General features: G+C 70.7%; 18 protein-coding genes. 8 read left to right on the top strand and 10 right to left on the bottom strand.

Features of this window, described 5'->3' with window-relative positions; translation table 11 throughout:
• Positions 1-11: 11 nt before the first annotated feature.
• The 7 genes from JD276_RS11265 to JD276_RS11245 form a co-directional block, all read right to left on the bottom strand.
• Positions 12-383 carry a DUF488 domain-containing protein gene (locus JD276_RS11265; protein WP_200115751.1) on the bottom strand — a complete coding sequence of 124 codons (372 nt, stop codon included), beginning with the start codon at positions 381-383 and terminating at the stop codon, positions 12-14.
• Between the two features lie 53 nt (positions 384-436).
• Positions 437-1,651, bottom strand: coding sequence for a PrpF domain-containing protein (locus tag JD276_RS11260; protein WP_200115750.1), 1,215 nt, complete (start codon positions 1,649-1,651; stop codon positions 437-439).
• Between the two features lie 73 nt (positions 1,652-1,724).
• Positions 1,725-2,972, bottom strand: coding sequence for a M20 family metallo-hydrolase (locus JD276_RS11255; protein ID WP_200115749.1), 1,248 nt, complete (start codon positions 2,970-2,972; stop codon positions 1,725-1,727).
• A 79-nt stretch (positions 2,973-3,051) separates the two neighbouring features.
• Positions 3,052-3,174: a hypothetical protein gene (locus JD276_RS16185; protein WP_267906422.1), complete on the bottom strand. Its 123-nt coding sequence runs from the start codon at positions 3,172-3,174 to the stop codon at positions 3,052-3,054.
• Between the two features lie 2 nt (positions 3,175-3,176).
• Entirely contained in the window at positions 3,177-4,673 is a 1,497-nt protein-coding gene (locus tag JD276_RS11250; protein ID WP_200115748.1) for a sodium:solute symporter family transporter, read from the bottom strand.
• Positions 4,673-4,807, bottom strand: coding sequence for a hypothetical protein (locus JD276_RS16180; protein WP_267906421.1), 135 nt, complete (start codon positions 4,805-4,807; stop codon positions 4,673-4,675). The genes JD276_RS11250 and JD276_RS16180 overlap by 1 nt, the downstream gene beginning before the upstream one ends.
• Before the next feature lie 33 nt (positions 4,808-4,840).
• On the bottom strand, positions 4,841-5,674 hold the full coding sequence (locus tag JD276_RS11245; RefSeq protein ID WP_200115747.1) for a nitrilase-related carbon-nitrogen hydrolase: 834 nt from the start codon (positions 5,672-5,674) through the stop codon (positions 4,841-4,843).
• Between the two features lie 194 nt (positions 5,675-5,868).
• On the opposite strand from JD276_RS11245, the gene JD276_RS11240 reads away from it, so the two are divergent.
• Positions 5,869-6,888 (top strand): LacI family DNA-binding transcriptional regulator, encoded by a 1,020-nt coding sequence (locus JD276_RS11240; protein ID WP_200115746.1) that lies wholly within the window; start codon positions 5,869-5,871, stop codon positions 6,886-6,888.
• A 31-nt stretch (positions 6,889-6,919) separates the two neighbouring features.
• On the opposite strand, the gene JD276_RS16345 is transcribed toward JD276_RS11240, so the two are convergent.
• Complete coding sequence (locus tag JD276_RS16345; protein ID WP_307866545.1) at positions 6,920-7,873, bottom strand: TIGR00730 family Rossman fold protein; 954 nt, start codon at positions 7,871-7,873, stop codon at positions 6,920-6,922.
• A 201-nt stretch (positions 7,874-8,074) separates the two neighbouring features.
• On the opposite strand from JD276_RS16345, the gene JD276_RS11225 reads away from it, so the two are divergent.
• The 5 genes from JD276_RS11225 to JD276_RS11205 are packed head-to-tail and all read left to right on the top strand — an operon-like array spanning position 8,075 to position 13,007.
• Complete coding sequence (locus JD276_RS11225; protein ID WP_200115745.1) at positions 8,075-9,124, top strand: iron-siderophore ABC transporter substrate-binding protein; 1,050 nt, start codon at positions 8,075-8,077, stop codon at positions 9,122-9,124.
• The gene (locus JD276_RS11220) at positions 9,124-10,170 is read left to right on the top strand and encodes a FecCD family ABC transporter permease (RefSeq protein ID WP_200115744.1); all 1,047 of its coding nucleotides are present in this window, start codon (positions 9,124-9,126) and stop codon (positions 10,168-10,170) included. Before JD276_RS11225 ends, JD276_RS11220 begins: the two co-directional genes overlap by 1 nt.
• A complete protein-coding gene (locus JD276_RS11215) occupies positions 10,167-11,213 on the top strand; it encodes a FecCD family ABC transporter permease (protein ID WP_200115743.1) in 1,047 nt (348 codons plus the stop codon). The genes JD276_RS11220 and JD276_RS11215 overlap by 4 nt, the downstream gene beginning before the upstream one ends.
• Entirely contained in the window at positions 11,210-12,010 is an 801-nt protein-coding gene (locus JD276_RS11210; RefSeq protein ID WP_200115742.1) for an ABC transporter ATP-binding protein, read from the top strand. The genes JD276_RS11215 and JD276_RS11210 overlap by 4 nt, the downstream gene beginning before the upstream one ends.
• On the top strand, positions 12,000-13,007 hold the full coding sequence (locus JD276_RS11205) for a siderophore-interacting protein (protein ID WP_200115741.1): 1,008 nt from the start codon (positions 12,000-12,002) through the stop codon (positions 13,005-13,007). The genes JD276_RS11210 and JD276_RS11205 overlap by 11 nt, the downstream gene beginning before the upstream one ends.
• 30 nt (positions 13,008-13,037) lie before the next feature.
• On the opposite strand, the gene JD276_RS11200 is transcribed toward JD276_RS11205, so the two are convergent.
• Positions 13,038-14,069 carry a GTP-binding protein gene (locus JD276_RS11200; protein WP_200115740.1) on the bottom strand — a complete coding sequence of 344 codons (1,032 nt, stop codon included), beginning with the start codon at positions 14,067-14,069 and terminating at the stop codon, positions 13,038-13,040.
• Between the two features lie 126 nt (positions 14,070-14,195).
• Between JD276_RS11200 and ykgO the strand changes: the two genes are divergently transcribed.
• Both ykgO and JD276_RS11190 read left to right on the top strand, forming a co-directional pair.
• Positions 14,196-14,318 carry a type B 50S ribosomal protein L36 gene (ykgO, locus tag JD276_RS11195; RefSeq protein ID WP_200115739.1) on the top strand — a complete coding sequence of 41 codons (123 nt, stop codon included), beginning with the start codon at positions 14,196-14,198 and terminating at the stop codon, positions 14,316-14,318.
• Positions 14,319-14,365: 47 nt separating this feature from the next.
• Positions 14,366-14,641, top strand: coding sequence for a DUF2277 domain-containing protein (locus JD276_RS11190; protein ID WP_200115738.1), 276 nt, complete (start codon positions 14,366-14,368; stop codon positions 14,639-14,641).
• A 42-nt stretch (positions 14,642-14,683) separates the two neighbouring features.
• On the opposite strand, the gene JD276_RS11185 is transcribed toward JD276_RS11190, so the two are convergent.
• On the bottom strand, positions 14,684-15,628 hold the full coding sequence (locus JD276_RS11185; RefSeq protein ID WP_200115737.1) for a carbon-nitrogen hydrolase family protein: 945 nt from the start codon (positions 15,626-15,628) through the stop codon (positions 14,684-14,686).
• Positions 15,629-15,679: the final 51 nt, after the last annotated feature.

Here is a 15,679-nt window from a genome sequence, read left to right as displayed (position 1 = left end):
GGCCGCGGCGTTCAGTCGGCGGAGCCGGTGAGGATCTGCTGCAGGACGGCGGCCTCGCTGATGTCGTCGCGCTTCGAAGCGGTGAGGAGCGTCAGCGGCCCGCGGTGCGAGAGGCGCCGCAGCTCGGCGAGCGGTTCGGCGTGGGCGTCGTCCTCGAGCTCGGCGCGGTAGCGGCGGCGGAACTCGTCGAACTTCTCCGGATCGTGGCCGTACCACCTGCGCAGCTCCGGTGAGGGCGCCACCTCCTTCACCCACAGGTCGAGGTGGGCGCGCTCCTTGCTGACGCCGCGCGGCCAGAGACGATCGACGAGCACCCGCGTGCCGTCGCCCGCCTCCGGATCCTCGTAGATCCGTCGCACCTGCACCCCGCTTCCCTGCGCCATGCTCTCATTCTCCACCCTCCCCCCGCGGTGCGGGCGGATCGGCGCGGGGACGCTCAGGGGCGGTCGTCCGCCGGGCGCTTCGGCACGGAGACCCGGCCGCTCATGAGCACACGCGCGGTTCGGAACAGCGAGGCCCCGGTCACCACCGGCACGCCGTCGCGAACCTCGCCGTTCCCCGTCTCAGCCGCCTGCCGCTCCGCGACCGCGCCGGCGGTCACGACGCCGGAGGGCGTGCCGATCCTCAGGGCGCGCTCCGAGGGGCGCCGGTCGCGCACGATCGCCTCGACGAGGGTGCCCGGGATGGCGGCCGCCGCGGCGAGGCACATCGCCGCCGTCCCGGGAACCGCGCGGTGCGCGAGCCCCATCGACATCGTGCGCGCGAGCACGTCGGCGTCGTCGGCGGCGACGAGGGATCCGTCGAGCAGCCGCGAGTCCCGGGGCTCGGCGACGCACACGACCTTGGGCACCGCCTGCGGGGTCTCCTCGGGCGAGCGCGCGAGGCCCATCAGCACGGCCGCCTCGCGTCGCAGCGCCTCGAGCTCGACGGCGCGGCCGCTCGCCGCATCGATCTCGTCGGGCGACTCCGCGCCGGAGAGGCCGAGATCGGCGGCCCTCACCACGACGAGCGGCAGTGCCACGTCGACGAGCGACGCCTCGATCTCGCGCCCCGTCGATCGCAGCACGTCGATCGGGCGGCCGGTGGGCAGCTGGCCGGCCGTGCGACTGCCGGCGGGATCGGGGTAGACGAGCTCGATCGGCGATCCCGCTCCCGCGACGCCGGGCACGACGAAGTCGCCGGCGACGGCGGCCTCGCCGTCCTCGACCACCAGGTTCACGACGACCCGCTTGCCGGTGTTGGTGTTCAGCAGACGCACGGTCCGCGGGCCGTCCGGCAGGCTCAGCAGGCCCGTGTGCAGCGCGAACGGCACCACGCCCGCCGAGAGATTGCCGCAGTTGCCGGAGTAGTCGACCGCCGCGACGCCGACCGCGACCTGGCCGAAGGTGTAGACGAGATCCGCGGGGGCGTGCGCGGCGCCGGCCTCGCCCACGACCATCACCTTCGAGAGCGACGAGATCCCGCCGCCCATGCCGTCGAGCTGGCGGCCGAACGGATCCGGTGATCCGAGCGCGCCGGCGAACAGGGCGTCGCGCTGCTCCCCGGGCGGCGGGAGCGCGCGCTCGGCGAAGAAGAGCCCCTTGCTCGTGCCCCCGCGCACGAAGGCGGCGTCGATCCATCGTGTCGCGGCGGTCGCCGACTGGGCGCTCATGCCAGAGACACTACCGTGCCGGACGGCCTCGCCGGACTGCCCCGGCGGCCTGGCGCGCCTCGTCGGGGCGTGATCAGGGCAGCGTGCGCTCCAGCAGCGCCCGCACCACGCCGGTGAGCGCGCGCACGCCCGTGAGCATGTCCTCGTCACTCGTCAGCTCCCGTTCGCAGTGCGAGACACCGTCGACGCTGGGGGTGAACAGCAGCACGGTAGGCACGACCGAGTTCAGCGCCACCGCATCGTGACCCGCCATGGTCGAGAGTCGACGCGACGCGAGTCCCTCCGCTCGCATCGCCTCCTCGGCCAGCGCGATCCCCGCCTCGGGGAAGCGGCACACCTCTCGCACGTCGAAGTCCTCGACGATGAAGTCGACCCGTCGCCTATCGCCGATCCTCTCGAACTGATCGAGCAGTGCCGCCCGGGCAGCGCGCACGATCTCGGGATCCCCCGACCTCACGTCCGCGATCATGTGGACGCGCCGCGGTACGACGATCGGCGAGTTGGGCTCGACCACGTGCTGCCCGACCGACGAGACGAGCATCTCCTCGGGGAAGTCGAGGGTCACGTCGTGCACGGCGAGCACCGCTTCAGCGGCGGCGACCAACGCGTCACGCCGGTCCGCCATCGCGGTCGCGCCCGTGTGCGACTGCTCTCCCAGCACGGTGATGTCGAGCTTCTGGGTGTACCAGCTCGCCTCGACCACCCCCACATCGAGCCCCTCGCGCTCGAGGATGCGCCCCTGCTCGATGTGGATCTCGGCGTAGCATGCCGCGTCCGGCGGTGCGTCCGACCCCCTCCAACCGATCGCGTCGAGAGCCTCGCGGACGCTCACGCCGTCGAGATCCCGGACCTCGAGCATGTCCTCGATCGAGTAGAGGCCGGCGTAGACGCTGCTCCCCATGAGTGAGGGGGCGAAGCGAGCGCCTTCCTCGTTGAACCAGTTGACGACAGCGAGGTTGCGAGCCGGCGCACACCCGTCTGCCGCGAGGCGATCGAGGGCCCGGCTCGCGGCGTAGAGTGCCGCGAGGACGCCGTACGCACCGTCGAACCGGCCCGCGAGGGGCTGCGAATCGAGGTGCGAGCCGACCAGCACGTATGGCGCGCCCGGCACGAGCTCCCGGCAGGCGAACATGTTGCCGATCCCGTCGACTCTGACATCGAAGCCCTGAGCCTCGGCGTGGGACCGGAACCATTCCCTGAGCGCCCCGTCCTCAGCCGTTCCGGAGAGCCGGTGGACACCACCCGCCGGGGTGGCACCGATCCGCTCGAGACCGCGGAAGTCGTCGAGGAAGAGGCGGTCGGCGGAGGTGAGGTGCGGCATGTGGTCTCCAGTCGCGTAGCAGGGGTCGTCCGGGTGGCGGGGGCGTTCGCGGATGAGCGGGTCATGTGCGTCGCCGCAGTCACCACAACTGATCGCTCCTGCGCTCCTTGAAGAACGCCACGAGGATGCCGACGAAGGTCGAGATGCTCCCGACGACGCCCACCCCGATGAGCATGAGCCAGAGTGCGTAGGGAAGTGTCATGATCACGCTCCTGTCTTGATCGCCGACGCGGGTTTCCAATCGCGCATCTTCCGGAAGTCGTAGGGTCTGGGGAAGAGCTTGGTCGATATGAGCACCCCGAGCGCCGAGATCGTGAACGAGACGACCGCGCCCTGCAGATCTCCCGACGCCCATTCGGGGAAATCGAAGAGCGGAATCTTGAAGAACAGGAGATCCAAGGCGCCGCCCCCGTAGAACGTGAGGCCCGCGAGGACGCCGGTGATCACGCTGACGAAGACGCCGGTGGGGTTGGTGCGCTTGAAGAACGCGCCGCTCACTATCGGGATGATGTACGCCGCGTTGATGACGCCGAGCCAGATGAGCAGCGACAGCAGCGTCGTGGGCCTCGCAAGGGCCGTGGCGATGGTGATCGCCGCGAGTACCACGGTGGCGACTCGCCCCGACCAGAGCACCTGCTTGTCCGTCGCCCGCTTGTTGATGACGTTGTTGTAGATGTCGTTCATGAAGATGCCCGCCACGCCGTTGAGGAGAGCGGCCATCGTCGATGCGAGGGCGGCCCACAACAGGGCGAGGAAGAGCACCGAGCCGAGCGTGCCGGCGTGCTCGGCGACCACCTCGGGGGCGACCGAGCTCGGTCCGCCGGGCAACTCGAGGCCCGTCCCGACGGCGACGAAGGCGAGCGTGCCGGTCGCGATCGGCACGAAGATCCAACCGATGCCCGCGTAGGTGAAGGTCTTCTTCATGACCGACTTCCGCAGCGCGAACGCCCGCTGCCAGAACGTGTTGTCCATGAAGACCTCGCCGATGTAGACGAGCGGGATCACGCAGAGGAACAGGAGCCCGGCGGGATTGTCGAGCTGCAGCGTCTCGGGCATGCGGGTGAGCATGCCGTCGTAGACCACGCGGGGCCCCGCCATCCAGTAGACGAGCGCCGGGAAGACGAAGACGAGAATCATGATGAGGAGCGTCTGCATGAAGTCGGTGCTGAGTACCGAGATCATGCCGCCGATCGTGACGTAGGCGAGCACGATGAGCACCGTCGCGATCACCCCTACCTGGAAGGGGATCCCGAAGATGGACTCGAGGATGATTCCCGCCGCCATGGCCTGGGTGAGGAGCCAGCCGAGATCCCAGATCAGCAGCATGACCAGGAACAGCCAGTAGTTCTTCCCGTCGAAGCGGAGGCGGAAGAAGTCGCCGACAGTGCGGCCTCCGGGGAGGATCTCCTTGAGGCGCGCCGCAAGCGGGGCGAAGGCGATCACGGCGAGGCCGCCGCCGACGGCGTAGCCGAGCACGCCGAGAACACCGTAGGTGTACCCGCTCTCCGGGGCGGCGAGGATGGTGTTGCCGGTCACCCACGTGGCGAGGATCGTCGCGCTGCCGAGGGCGACGCCCACGTTCCGGCCGCCGACGAGGTAGTCGTCGGTGCCCTTGACCTTCTTGCTGACCTTCAGGCCGGCGAAGATCCAGATGGCGCCGAGCACCGCGATGACGAGGATGCCGAGGGTCTGGAACGACATCAGCGCTCGCCTCCCTGTTCAGGAGCGCTTTCGACGTCTGACGGGTCGGCCTTGCGGGTGCCGATGCGGATCGTGACGAGCATGCCCACGATGCAGACGACGCCCGCGAGGGCCCAGAGGTATTCGGGTGTCACGTGCAGCTCCTTTGCGTGCCGTTCTCGGATGGTCTATTGCAGGCGGTAGGTCTCGGGCCGGCGGTTCTCGACCGGGTCGTTGTAGTCGTTCCAGTGCCGTGCCCGGCGCCCTTCGGCGCCGTCGAAGGCTGCGTAGAGTGTCTCGGCCTCGGTGTCGCTCGCGGGCCCGGCTGCGAGTTCGCCAGAGGGTGAGGAGATGACGCTCTTCCCGAGGAACTCCTGGCCGCGCTCCACGCCGGCGCGGTCGGCCCCGACGATCGTGATTCCGTTGATGTGGCTGTTCGTCTGGCAGAGCAGGTTGGCCATGGTCAGGCGACCGTGCGGGGCGCCCTCGATGGGCACCCAGTTGGTCGGGAGACAGATCACGTCCGCCTCGCCGAGCACGAGGGACCGCACCGCCTCGGGGAACCAGATGTCGTAGCAGATGAGGATCCCGACTCTGCCGACCAGCGTGTCGAAGACGGGGTAGCCGGTGTCGCCGGGGGTGAAGATCTCGTTCTCCAGGTTCCAGAGATGATTCTTGCGGTAGTTGCCGACAACTCCCTCGGGTCCGACGACCATGGCGGAGTTGTAGAGCCGGTCGTCGTCGATCTCGGGGTAGCCGAAGACGGCCACCGCACCGTGCCGTGCGCAGAGCTCGCGGAATCTTCCGGCGGCGTCGAGGGAGACGAGGGCTCCGGCGCAGTCTCGCGCCTCGTCCGCGTCGGAGAAGACGTATCCGGAAGTGGCGAGCTCAGGGAACACGATGAGGCGAGCTCCCCGCCTCGCGGCCTCGTCCGCCCGAGCAAGCATGTCGGCAAGGTTGTGGGCCGTGTCGCCGATCACGGGAATGGTCTGGACGGCTGCAACGGTCACCTGCGTCGGCATCCTCGCTCCTTTGCAATCGATTGCATCTCGTGGCATCGATTGTGCAGACGAACGGGTCGCCGGTCAAGCCCCCGGCAGGATAAACGTCAGGTGATGTTGAAACTCGAGATCACGGCGCGCATTTGCGGCCGACCGGAGCCGCCGCGGTCGTGGGCGGGCGGTATCCTCGCAGCAGAGAGGAAGCGGAGGTGCGGATGCGACGATCGCCCACCCTGTCCGACGTCGCCCTCGAAGCCGGGGTGAGCGCTGCGACCGTCTCGCGCGCACTCGCCCGCAGGCGCTCCGGCGTTCCGCTGCGTTCGGATGGGGCGAAGCGGGCGGTGGAGGCTGCGGATCGCCTCGGGTACCGTTTGAACACCGTCGCATCGGCGCTCCGTACGCGGAGCAGCAGGCTGCTCGGCGTGATCGTCCCGGATCTCACCGACGTGGCGGTGAGTCAGATGTACGGGGGCTTCGAGGCGCGTGCCGCGGAACTGGGCTATCAGACCTGCGTGGCCAACTCCACGGACGACCCCCGGGTGCGCGCGAGTCGTGTCGAGACGTTCCGCGCGCACGGCGTCGACGGCATCGTCTTCGCCGACGCCCACCTCGGCGAGCACTACTTTTCGGAGCTTGCAGCGGATGATTTCCCCTATCTGCTGATGAGTCGCCCGCTCCCGGGGGAGATCTCCGTGACCTGCGACGATGCTGAGAGCGGTAGGCTCGCGGCTCGCCACCTCGCCGAGCAGGGGCACACGGACGTGGTGGTGCTGGCAGGTCCGAGCCACGCGGGAAACGTGGTCGCGCGGAGCCGCGGCTTCGCGGACGCGGCGGAGGGGCTCCTGGAGTCGTGCACGCTCGTCGGTTCGGGCTTCGACCTCGCCGACGCGAAGCGGGCTCTCGCCGAGTATCTCGAGCGGTCTCCGAGGCCGCCCACCGCCGTTTTCGCGACCATCGACATGTTCGCGTTCGCAGCGGTATCGGTGCTGGCTGAGCGGGGCCTGCGGATCGGGGAGGAGATCGGGGTGATAGCGGTGAACGACTCCAACATCGCCGCGAATCTCCCGGTGCCGCTCACCTCGGTGCGGCATGAGCTCGGCGGCATGGGAAGCAAGGCCGCCGAGATGCTCACCGGGATGATCGAGCGGGGCCCGGGCGGGGAGCGCCCCGCCTCCATCGCGCTCTCGCCGGAGCTCGTGGTTCGGCGATCCACGGCGTTCCGTCCGGGAACCTGAGCGCGCGGCGTTTTCTACCGGGTGGTCCCGTCTATTTCCGGCGCGGGGGCACCCACGTCGCGAGCGCCGAGAACAGCTCGTCCGGCGTGCGCGCGACGATCAGCGACTCCCGGAGGGGCGCGCTCAGGAACCCCTCGTCGACCATCCGATCGAGCATGCCGAGCAGCGGCTGCCAGTAGCCCTCGACGTCGTAGAGCGCGACTGGCTTCGCCAGCATGCCGAGCTGCTGCCACGTCCAGGCCTCGAACAGCTCCTCGAGGGTGCCGGCCCCGCCCGGCAGGGCGACGAAGGCGTCGGAGAGCACGCTCATCCGGTGCTTGCGCGCGTGCATGTCGGAGACGACCTCGAGACGGGTGAGACTCTCGTGCGCGATCTCGCCCTCGACGAGCGGCTGCGGGATCACGCCGAAGACCTCTCCGCCGGCCCGCAGCGCCGCGTCGGCGATCACGCCCATGAGTCCCACGCGCCCGCCGCCGGTGACGATCCCGACGCCCGATCGGGCGCACGCGGACGCGAGCTCGATCGCGGCCTCGGCGAACGCGGGGGAGGCTCCCGCTGCGGAGCCCGTGAACACCGCGATGCGGCCGGGCGCCCGGCCCGATTCGCGCAAGATCGGGAACAGCATCGTGCTCAGCGGAGCGATGTCGTGGCGCGCCTCGCCGGGGTCGATCCACTCGACGCGGTCGATCTCGGCGAGCGGCTCGCCCACCTCCACGAACGGGTGCTCGAAGACGTGGGCCACGACCTCGTGCCCCGGCTCGTTCGCGGCCGGAGCCGAGAACTCGCCGACCGTGCGCAGCAGCAGTCCGTCGAGTCGCACCCCCAGCTCCTCGGCGAACTCCCGGATGGCGGTGTCCCGGGGATCCTCCCCGGGCTCCGGCTTGCCGCCGGGGAACATCAGCATCTCGGTGCCGCGCTTGCGCACCGTCAGCATGCGGCCCTCGCCGTCCCGCATCACGATCGCGCTCACCCTGATGGTCGTCACCCCTGCTCCTCCGCTCGGCCGATGATCCGCCTCACAGCGTAGTCCGCCCGGCCCTGCCGTCTGTCCCGCGGTCCTCCGCGGCCCGCACAGGAAACGCACGGTATTTGACAAAATTAGGTAAGCCTAACCATCATGTGACGTGGCATTCACAATGATCGCCGTCAGCCCGACTGCCGCGCAGTCCACACGAAGGGAGCGCCCGTGCGCGCCTCACGCATCCTTGGCCTCACCGCCGCCATCTCGCTCGCCGCCGGCCTCGCGGCCTGCGCGCCCGCCGCCGCGGAGAACGCGCCGGAGGGCGGAGGCTCGTCGGAGGGGTTCCCCGTCGAGATCGAGCATGCCTACGGCACGACGACCATCCCCGAGAAGCCCGAGCGCGTCGCGACGGTCGCCTGGTCCAATCACGAGGTGCCGCTGGCCCTCGGCGTGGTGCCCGTCGGCATGAGCGAAGCCGCCTGGGGCGACGACGACGGCGACGGAGTGCTGCCCTGGGTCGAGGATCAGCTCGCGGAGCTCGGAGCGGAGACCCCGGTGCTGTTCGACGAGGCCGACGGCATCGACTTCGAGGCCGTGGCCGATACGCAGCCCGACGTGATCCTCGCCGCCTACTCGGGCCTGACCGAGGACGAGTACGACACGCTCTCGAAGATCGCGCCCGTGGTCGCCTACCCCGACACCCCCTGGGGCACGACCCTGGACGACATGATCACAATGAACGCCGCGGCGATCGGGCTCCCGGACGAGGGCGGGCAGCTCATCGAGGATCTGCACGCCGAGGTCGACACCGCGCTGGCCGAGCATCCGGGGCTCGAGGGCAAGAAGGCGCTCTTCGCCTTCATGGACCCGACCGACCTCTCGAAGATCGGCTACTACACGGTGCACGACACCCGCCCCGGCTTCCTCGCGAGCATCGGGCTTCCGCAGCCCGCCCTCGTCGAGGAGGAATCGGCGAAGACCGACGAGTTCTACCTCGAGATCAGCTCAGAGGCCGCCGATCGCTTCGGCGACATCGACATCTTCGTCACCTACGGCGATCCCGACGGCGGCCTCGTCGAGCAGCTGCAGGCCGATCCGCTGCTGTCGAAGATCCCCGCCGTCGCCGAGGGCCGGATCGCGATCCTCGAGGATGCGACCCCGCTCGCCGCTTCGGCGAATCCGTCGCCGCTGTCGATCGGCTGGGGCATCGGCGACTACTTCGAGGTGCTCGAGAGCGCCGCGAACGCCCCGGCGAGCGCCGCCGCCGCGGAGTAATGGCCCTGACCCTCGCCGTCGCGCGAACGTCCGGCGTCGCGGGCATGCGGCGCCGGACGGCCCGTCGGAGCGCGCTGCTCATCGCCGCCCTGGCGGTTCTGGCGCTGCTGTGCGTCGCATCGGCGGTGCTCGGCGTGCGCGAGGTGACGCCCGACGACGTCTTCTCCGCGCTCGCGGGCGACACGAGCACGATCTCGGAGGCGGCCGTCGCGAAGCGGCTGCCCCGGACGGTGCTCGCGCTGCTCGTCGGCGCGGCGCTCGCGATCTCGGGCGCCGCGATGCAGGCCGTCACCCGCAACCCGCTGGCCGAACCCGGTATCCTCGGCATCTCGAGCGGGGCCTCGCTCGCGGTGGTCGTCGGCATCGTGTTCTTCGGGCTGGCGCGTCCCTTCAGCTTCATGGCGATCGCGATCCTCGGCGCCGCGGCGTCCGCGGTCTTCGTCTACGTCGTCGGCTCCCTCGGCCGCGGCGGGGCGACGCCCCTGAAGCTCGCGCTCGCGGGCGCCGCCAGCTCGGCGGCCTTCGTGTCGCTGACGAGCGCGATCATGCTGCCCCACGTCGACCTCATGCGCACCTTCCAGTTCTGGCAGGTCGGCGGGGTCGGGGGAGCGAGCTGGGGCGGCATCGCCGCCGTGCTGCCCGTGCTCGGGATCGGCGCGCTGATCTGCCTCGCGAGCGCGCGCGGCATGAACTCCCTCGCGCTGGGCGACGACCTCGCCGCGGGTCTCGGCGAGCACGTGCTCCGATCCCGGATCATCGCGGCCTGCGGCGCCGTGGTCCTGTGCGGCGCGGCCACCGCGGTCGCGGGGCCGATCGGCTTCGTCGGGCTCGTGATCCCGCACGTCTGCCGCATGCTCGCCGGTCCCGACCACCGCTGGCTGCTGCCCTTCTCGGCCGTCACGGGGGCGGGCCTGCTGCTCGGCGCCGACGTGCTCGGCCGCGTCGTCGCGAGACCCGCGGAGATCGAGGTCGGCATCGTCACCGCCGTCATCGGCGCCCCCTTCTTCATCTGGATCGTGCGGAGGCAGAAGGTGCGCGAGCTGTGAGCGCCGCGTCGCTGAGCGCAGCCGCGGCGCGCGTCGCCGCCGGTCGGTCGGGCCGGCTCCGCCGCCGCGCGACCGTCACCGCGCTGATCGCGGCCGGTGTCGCGATCCTCTTCGCGGTCTCCCTCATGGTCGGTCAGACCTTCTACGGGCCGGGCGAGGTGGCGCGGGTGCTGCTGGGCGAGACGGTGCCGGGCGCCTCCTTCACCGTCGGAGAGCTGCGCCTGCCGAGGGCGACGCTCGGCCTGCTCGCGGGCTTCGCGTTCGGCGCGGCCGGCGTCACGTTCCAGACGATGCTGCGCAACCCGCTGGCGTCGCCCGACGTGATCGGCATCAGCGCCGGCGCCGGCGCCGCCGCGGTCGTCGGCATCGTGGTGCTGTCGCTGAGCGAGACCGCGGTCTCGCTCCTCGCGCTCGGCGGCGCGCTGGCGACGGCGGCCGCGATCGCCCTGCTCGCGAACCGCGGAGGGTTCGCCGGCGCCCGCTTCATCCTCATCGGCATCGGCGTCGCGGCGATGCTGCACAGCGTCATCTCCTACGTGCTGTCGCGTGCGGCCAACTGGGACATCCAGACCGCCATGCAGTGGCTCACCGGCAGTCTGAACGCCGCCACCTGGGAGCGCGTCGCGCCGCTGGCCGCCGCCTGCGCCGTGCTCGCGCCGATCCTGCTGCTGACCGGGCGCGGGCTCGGGGTGCTGCGGCTCGGAGACGACGCCGCCACGGCCCTGGGGCTGCGCGTCGGCCTCACCCGGGCCGCGCTGATCCTGTCTGCGGTGGCGCTCCTGGCCTTCGCCACCGCGGGCAGCGGGCCGATCGCCTTCGTCGCGTTCATGTCGGGGCCGATCGCCGCCCGCCTCGTCGGCCCCGGCGCCGGTCTCGTGCTCCCCGCCGGGCTGACCGGAGCCCTCATCGTGCTCGCCTCCGACCTGGCCGGGCAGTTCCTCCTCGACGAGCGCTACCCCGTCGGCGTCGTCACCGGCGTGCTCGGCGCGCCCTACCTGATCCTCCTCCTCGTCCGCCTGAACCGCACCGGAAGCGCCCTATGACCGCATCGCACCGACTCGTCGCCGCAGAGGTCACCCTCGGCTACGGGGACCGCACCATCGTCGAGCAGCTCGACCTCGGCATCGCTCCGGGCCGGATCACGTCGATCGTCGGCGCGAACGGCTGCGGCAAGTCGACGCTCCTGCGCTCCCTCGCCCGGCTCATGAAGCCCCGCGACGGCAGGATCCTGCTCGACGACACCCCGCTGCAGGATCGGCACTCGAAGGAGATCGCGCGCGTGCTCGGGCTGCTGCCGCAGAACCCGGTGGCGCCCGAGGGCATCGTCGTATCCGACCTCGTCGGCCGGGGCCGCCACCCGCATCAGCGCGCGATGAGCCGCTGGAGCGCCCGGGACTACGAGGTGATCGCCTCGGCGCTCGAGGCGACGGGGATCGCCGACCTGGCCGACCGGCCCGTCGACGAGCTCTCCGGAGGCCAGCGGCAGCGGGTCTGGATCGCCATGGCGCTCGCGCAGGAGACCGACATCCTGCTGCTCGACGAGCCGACCACCTTTCTCGACGTCGCGCACCAGATCGAGGTGCTCGACCTGCTCACCGACCTCAACCGTGAGCGGGGCACGACCATCGTGATGGTGCTGCACGACCTCAACCTGGCCGCCCGCTACTCGGACGTGCTCGTCGCCATGCGCGACGGGCGCATCCGGGCGGCGGGCGAGCCCTCGTCGATCCTGGACTCCGAACTCGTGAGCGACGTCTTCGGGCTCGCGAGCCGGGTCATCCCGGATCCCGTATCCGGTACACCGCTGGTCCTACCGCAGGGGAGACATCATGTCCGCTGAAACAGCCGTCCAGGAAGCCCTCGACGAGGGCGCCGTACCCGAGGCCGGTGCCGCAGGCCTCCCGCCGTTCGCCGTGGCGCGGGCGCGCGTCGAGTCGGTCGAGCTCCTCTCCCCGAGCTTCGTGCGCGTCGTCTTCGTCGGTCCCGACGTCGACGGCCTCGGCAACCCCGGGCGCACGTTCGACCAGCGCGTGAAGCTCGTGTTCCCCGGACGATCGGGTCGTCTGCCGGATCTCTCGGACGAGGACTCCGACTGGTATCAGACGTGGCTCGGGATCCCCGCCGAGGAGCGCGGGTCGATGCGCACGTACTCGATCCGCGATCTCGCCGTCGACGACGCCGGCACGACCCGCCTGGTGATCGACTTCGTGCTGCATCTCGAACCGGGCGCGACCGGCCCCGCGTCGAGGTGGGCGAGCGCGGCGGCGCCGGGGGACGAGCTGCTCGTCATCGGACCCCGCCGGGGTCGCCTCGACGGCGGCGGCATCGAGTACGGGCCGGGCGACGCGGGCACGATCCTGCTGGCCGGCGACGAGACGGCCGCCCCCGCCATCGCCCGGATCCTCGAGGACATCGATCCGTCGTCGCGGGGTGTCGCCTTCATCGAGGTTCCCCATCGCGGCGACCGGCCGGCGATCTCCGCGCCCCCGGGCTTCGAGGTGCGGTGGCTGGACCGCGCCGGGGCGGATCACGGCACGGCCCTGATTCCCGCGGTGCTGGAGCATCTCGGCGAGCGGGCCGCCGCCGCGGCGACGCTGAGCATCTCCGACGTCGAGAGCGAGGACCCGCTGTGGGAGACCCCGCAGTACTCGGGGCTCGGCGAGGACATCGCCCCCGCTCCCGAGGGGGAGGCTCACTCGGACTGCTACTTCTGGATCGCGGGGGAGAGCGGGGTGGTCACGACGCTGCGCCGCCGCCTCGTGAAGGATCTCGGCATCGCCCGCTCCCGGGTCGCGTTCATGGGCTACTGGCGGCGCGGCGTCGCGATGCGGGGATAGCGACGATCTCGCTCGTCACCGCCGGGTCGTCTACTCCGCCCGGTCGATCGCGGTCTGCGAGACGGGAAAGGGGTCCGGGTACGAGGCCCAGGCGGATGGACCGGCCGCGAACTCCTCGTCCGTGAGCGTAGCCTCGTCCAGGGCAGTCACGAGAGCGGGGCGGTCGAGGTCGAGGCCGATGAACGCGATGTCCTGGCCCACGGCGAGCACCTCGTCGTCCTCGTCGCCGGCCCAGGCGTCGGCGTCGTTGGCGAGCGGGTGCAGCGAGAACATCTGGCCGACGTGCTCCCACTGACCGGTGATGCCCGGCCGCGTCGCCAGCCTGCAGAAGCCGGCCGAGCGCACCACCGTGCCGAAGGCGCCTCGCGCCACCCGATCGTCGAGCAGTCTCGACAACCGCTCGGGATGCATGGGGCGGAGATTCTCGTAGCGGAATGCACCGACTCTCGGGTCCGTCATGTGCGGCGAGAAGTCCTCGTTCAGGATCCCGATCCAGCCGGGCCGCTCCTGGCCTGCGGAGTAGATCGTCCTCGAGGGCGGCGACTCGGGGCCGCTCCGGTGAAGCCGAAGCCGGGCGCTCGGGCCGAGGTGATTGATCAGCGACATCGTCGTCGAGAGCTCGGGGGTCGACAGCGGTTCCCAGTTCACGAGCAGCACCGTCGAGGCGAACTCGATCTGCTCCGCCGTGATCAGGGCGCGAGAGCGGCCCTCCACGCCGAGCGGTCCGCGCCGCACGAGGTAGTCCTCGCGCTGCAGATCGTCGAGCAGGTGGCAGGCGTCGACGACGCAGGTGACGTCGACGAGGCGCGTTCCCTCCTCGGCATCGGCGAGCATGCCGATGATGTGCGTCACGGGCACCCCGGCGGGGAACTCCACGACCGCTCGGCCCTCCGTGTAGGCCCACGGCACGAGAGACGCGGCCTCGTCGAGCGGCGCCGGTGAGATCGCGAGCCGCGAGGCGGGGATCACCATCGAGCCCGTCTGCTGCGCCAGCCGGCGCGCGGCGCCCAGGCGCTCGGGCGAGCACGAGCCGATGACGGCGGTGACGTCGATGAGATCCACTGAGCTGCTCCCTGCTGGTCATGAACGGCCGCCGGTCGCGAGCCGCCGTCGGGCGGTCGCGGTTTGGGGCGTCGCTCCGATAGGCTACCCATAAATGATAACGATTATCAACAAGGAGGATGGATCGTGAAGGTTCGTTCGTCGCTCAAGTCGCTCAAGAATCAGCCGGGAGCACAGGTGGTGCGTCGCCGGGGCAGGGTCTACGTGATCAACAAGCGCAACCCCCGTTTCAAGGGGCGTCAGGGGTAGCGGGTCGCGCCCTGGTGGAATCCCGAACTCGGGCGTAACGTGACGGCATGTGCCGCAGCATCCACACCCTTCACAATTTCGAACCCGCGGCGACGACCGACGAGGTCCACGCCGCCGCTCTGCAGTACGTGCGGAAGATCGCGGGAACCACGAGGCCTTCCCAGGCGAATACCGACGCCTTCGACCGTGCCGTCGAGGAGATCGCCGTCGTCACCCAGCGTCTGCTCTCCGCACTCGTCGCCACGACGCCGCCCAAGAACCGCGAGGTCGAGGCCGAGAAGAAGCGCGCACGCGCGGTGGCCTCCGGCCGATACGACCGCTGACAAGGGCGAGAACAGACTCGGTGCCGCTGTCTTCCCAACCCCTCAGTTGCGTGGGATGACCGGGATTGCCGAGGTGTCGAGGTGAGGCGTGAGCGCGAGCGCTCCGCCGGAGGGTGCCTCGGCAGCCGCATCGACGACCGGGATCGCCGAGGTCACGGTGGCGAGGGGCGCCTGCGGCAGCGGCGGCTCCTCCGCGGGGGAGGGGATCGCTGCGGGAGCTTCGGAGTTCCAGACGGCGGGATCGATGCGCCCGCCGTAGAGCGGCAGCGGGATCGGCGCATCCTCCTGCCTGAACTGCGACCACGGCCGGGAGATGGCCCCCGTGCCGTACTGCCTGGCGGCGGTCGCGTCCTCGAAGTTGACGAGCACGGTGAGCACCTCCGGGCCCGACTCGGGGCACGCCGCCCGCACGACGCCCTGCGGATCCACGAGGAGGGAGCGTCCGCGACCGGTCGGGGCGGCCGAGTTAATGGAGGCGATCCAGACCTGGTTCATGATCGCGTTGCCGCGCACGATCGTGAGTTCTTGCTCGCGGTCGCTCGTGCCGGTCTGCACGAGGTTCAGCACCAGCTCGGCGCCCATCCACGCGAGGTGCCTCGTGTGCTCGGGGTACCAGACGTCGTAGCAGATCGACATGCCCACGCGGCCGTAGCCGGGCATGTCGAACACCTCGAAGCTGCTGCCCGGCGTGCTCACCTCGGCCGGCCGCCAGGGGAAGATCTTGCGGTAGGTCGACACCCGCTCGCCCTCCGGGGAGTAGACGAGCGAGGTGTTGTAGATGCTGCCGTCGTCTCCGCGCTCGTACACGCTGCCCGGCACGAGCCAGACGCCCAGTTCGCGCGCCAGGTCGCCGAGGGCGGCGAGGCGCTCGTCGTCGAGGGGCGTCGCGAATTCGTCGGGGTTGCGCCACGGCTCGGCCGAGTCCAGGTGCAGCTCAGGGAACACCCACATGCGCACCTGCGGGTACCGATCCGCGAAGACGCGCATCCGATCCGCGAAGTCGGATGACTCGCAGCCTAGGGGAAGCGGAAGGGGGCG

It is taken from the genome of Leucobacter chromiisoli (genome assembly GCF_016522505.1).
GTDB classification, from domain to species: domain Bacteria; phylum Actinomycetota; class Actinomycetes; order Actinomycetales; family Microbacteriaceae; genus Leucobacter; species Leucobacter chromiisoli.
Note: the sequence above shows the minus strand (reverse complement) of the source record. Positions and strands in the feature narration are given on the sequence as shown.

What these genes read in the sequence shown, in the direction of transcription:
- JD276_RS11265 (WP_200115751.1), bottom strand. Translation starts at nt 383, where the DNA reads ATGGCGCAGGGAAGCGGGGTGCAGGTGCGACGGATCTACGAGGATCCG.
- JD276_RS11260 (WP_200115750.1), bottom strand. Translation starts at nt 1,651, where the DNA reads ATGAGCGCCCAGTCGGCGACCGCCGCGACACGATGGATCGACGCCGCC.
- JD276_RS11255 (WP_200115749.1), bottom strand. Translation starts at nt 2,972, where the DNA reads ATGCCGCACCTCACCTCCGCCGACCGCCTCTTCCTCGACGACTTCCGC.
- JD276_RS16185 (WP_267906422.1), bottom strand. Translation starts at nt 3,174, where the DNA reads ATGACACTTCCCTACGCACTCTGGCTCATGCTCATCGGGGTGGGCGTC.
- JD276_RS11250 (WP_200115748.1), bottom strand. Translation starts at nt 4,673, where the DNA reads ATGTCGTTCCAGACCCTCGGCATCCTCGTCATCGCGGTGCTCGGCGCC.
- JD276_RS11245 (WP_200115747.1), bottom strand. Translation starts at nt 5,674, where the DNA reads ATGCCGACGCAGGTGACCGTTGCAGCCGTCCAGACCATTCCCGTGATC.
- JD276_RS11240 (WP_200115746.1), top strand. Translation starts at nt 5,869, where the DNA reads ATGCGACGATCGCCCACCCTGTCCGACGTCGCCCTCGAAGCCGGGGTG.
- JD276_RS11220 (WP_200115744.1), top strand. Translation starts at nt 9,124, where the DNA reads ATGGCCCTGACCCTCGCCGTCGCGCGAACGTCCGGCGTCGCGGGCATG.
- JD276_RS11210 (WP_200115742.1), top strand. Translation starts at nt 11,210, where the DNA reads ATGACCGCATCGCACCGACTCGTCGCCGCAGAGGTCACCCTCGGCTAC.
- JD276_RS11205 (WP_200115741.1), top strand. Translation starts at nt 12,000, where the DNA reads ATGTCCGCTGAAACAGCCGTCCAGGAAGCCCTCGACGAGGGCGCCGTA.
- JD276_RS11190 (WP_200115738.1), top strand. Translation starts at nt 14,366, where the DNA reads ATGTGCCGCAGCATCCACACCCTTCACAATTTCGAACCCGCGGCGACG.
- JD276_RS11185 (WP_200115737.1), bottom strand. Translation starts at nt 15,628, where the DNA reads ATGCGCGTCTTCGCGGATCGGTACCCGCAGGTGCGCATGTGGGTGTTC.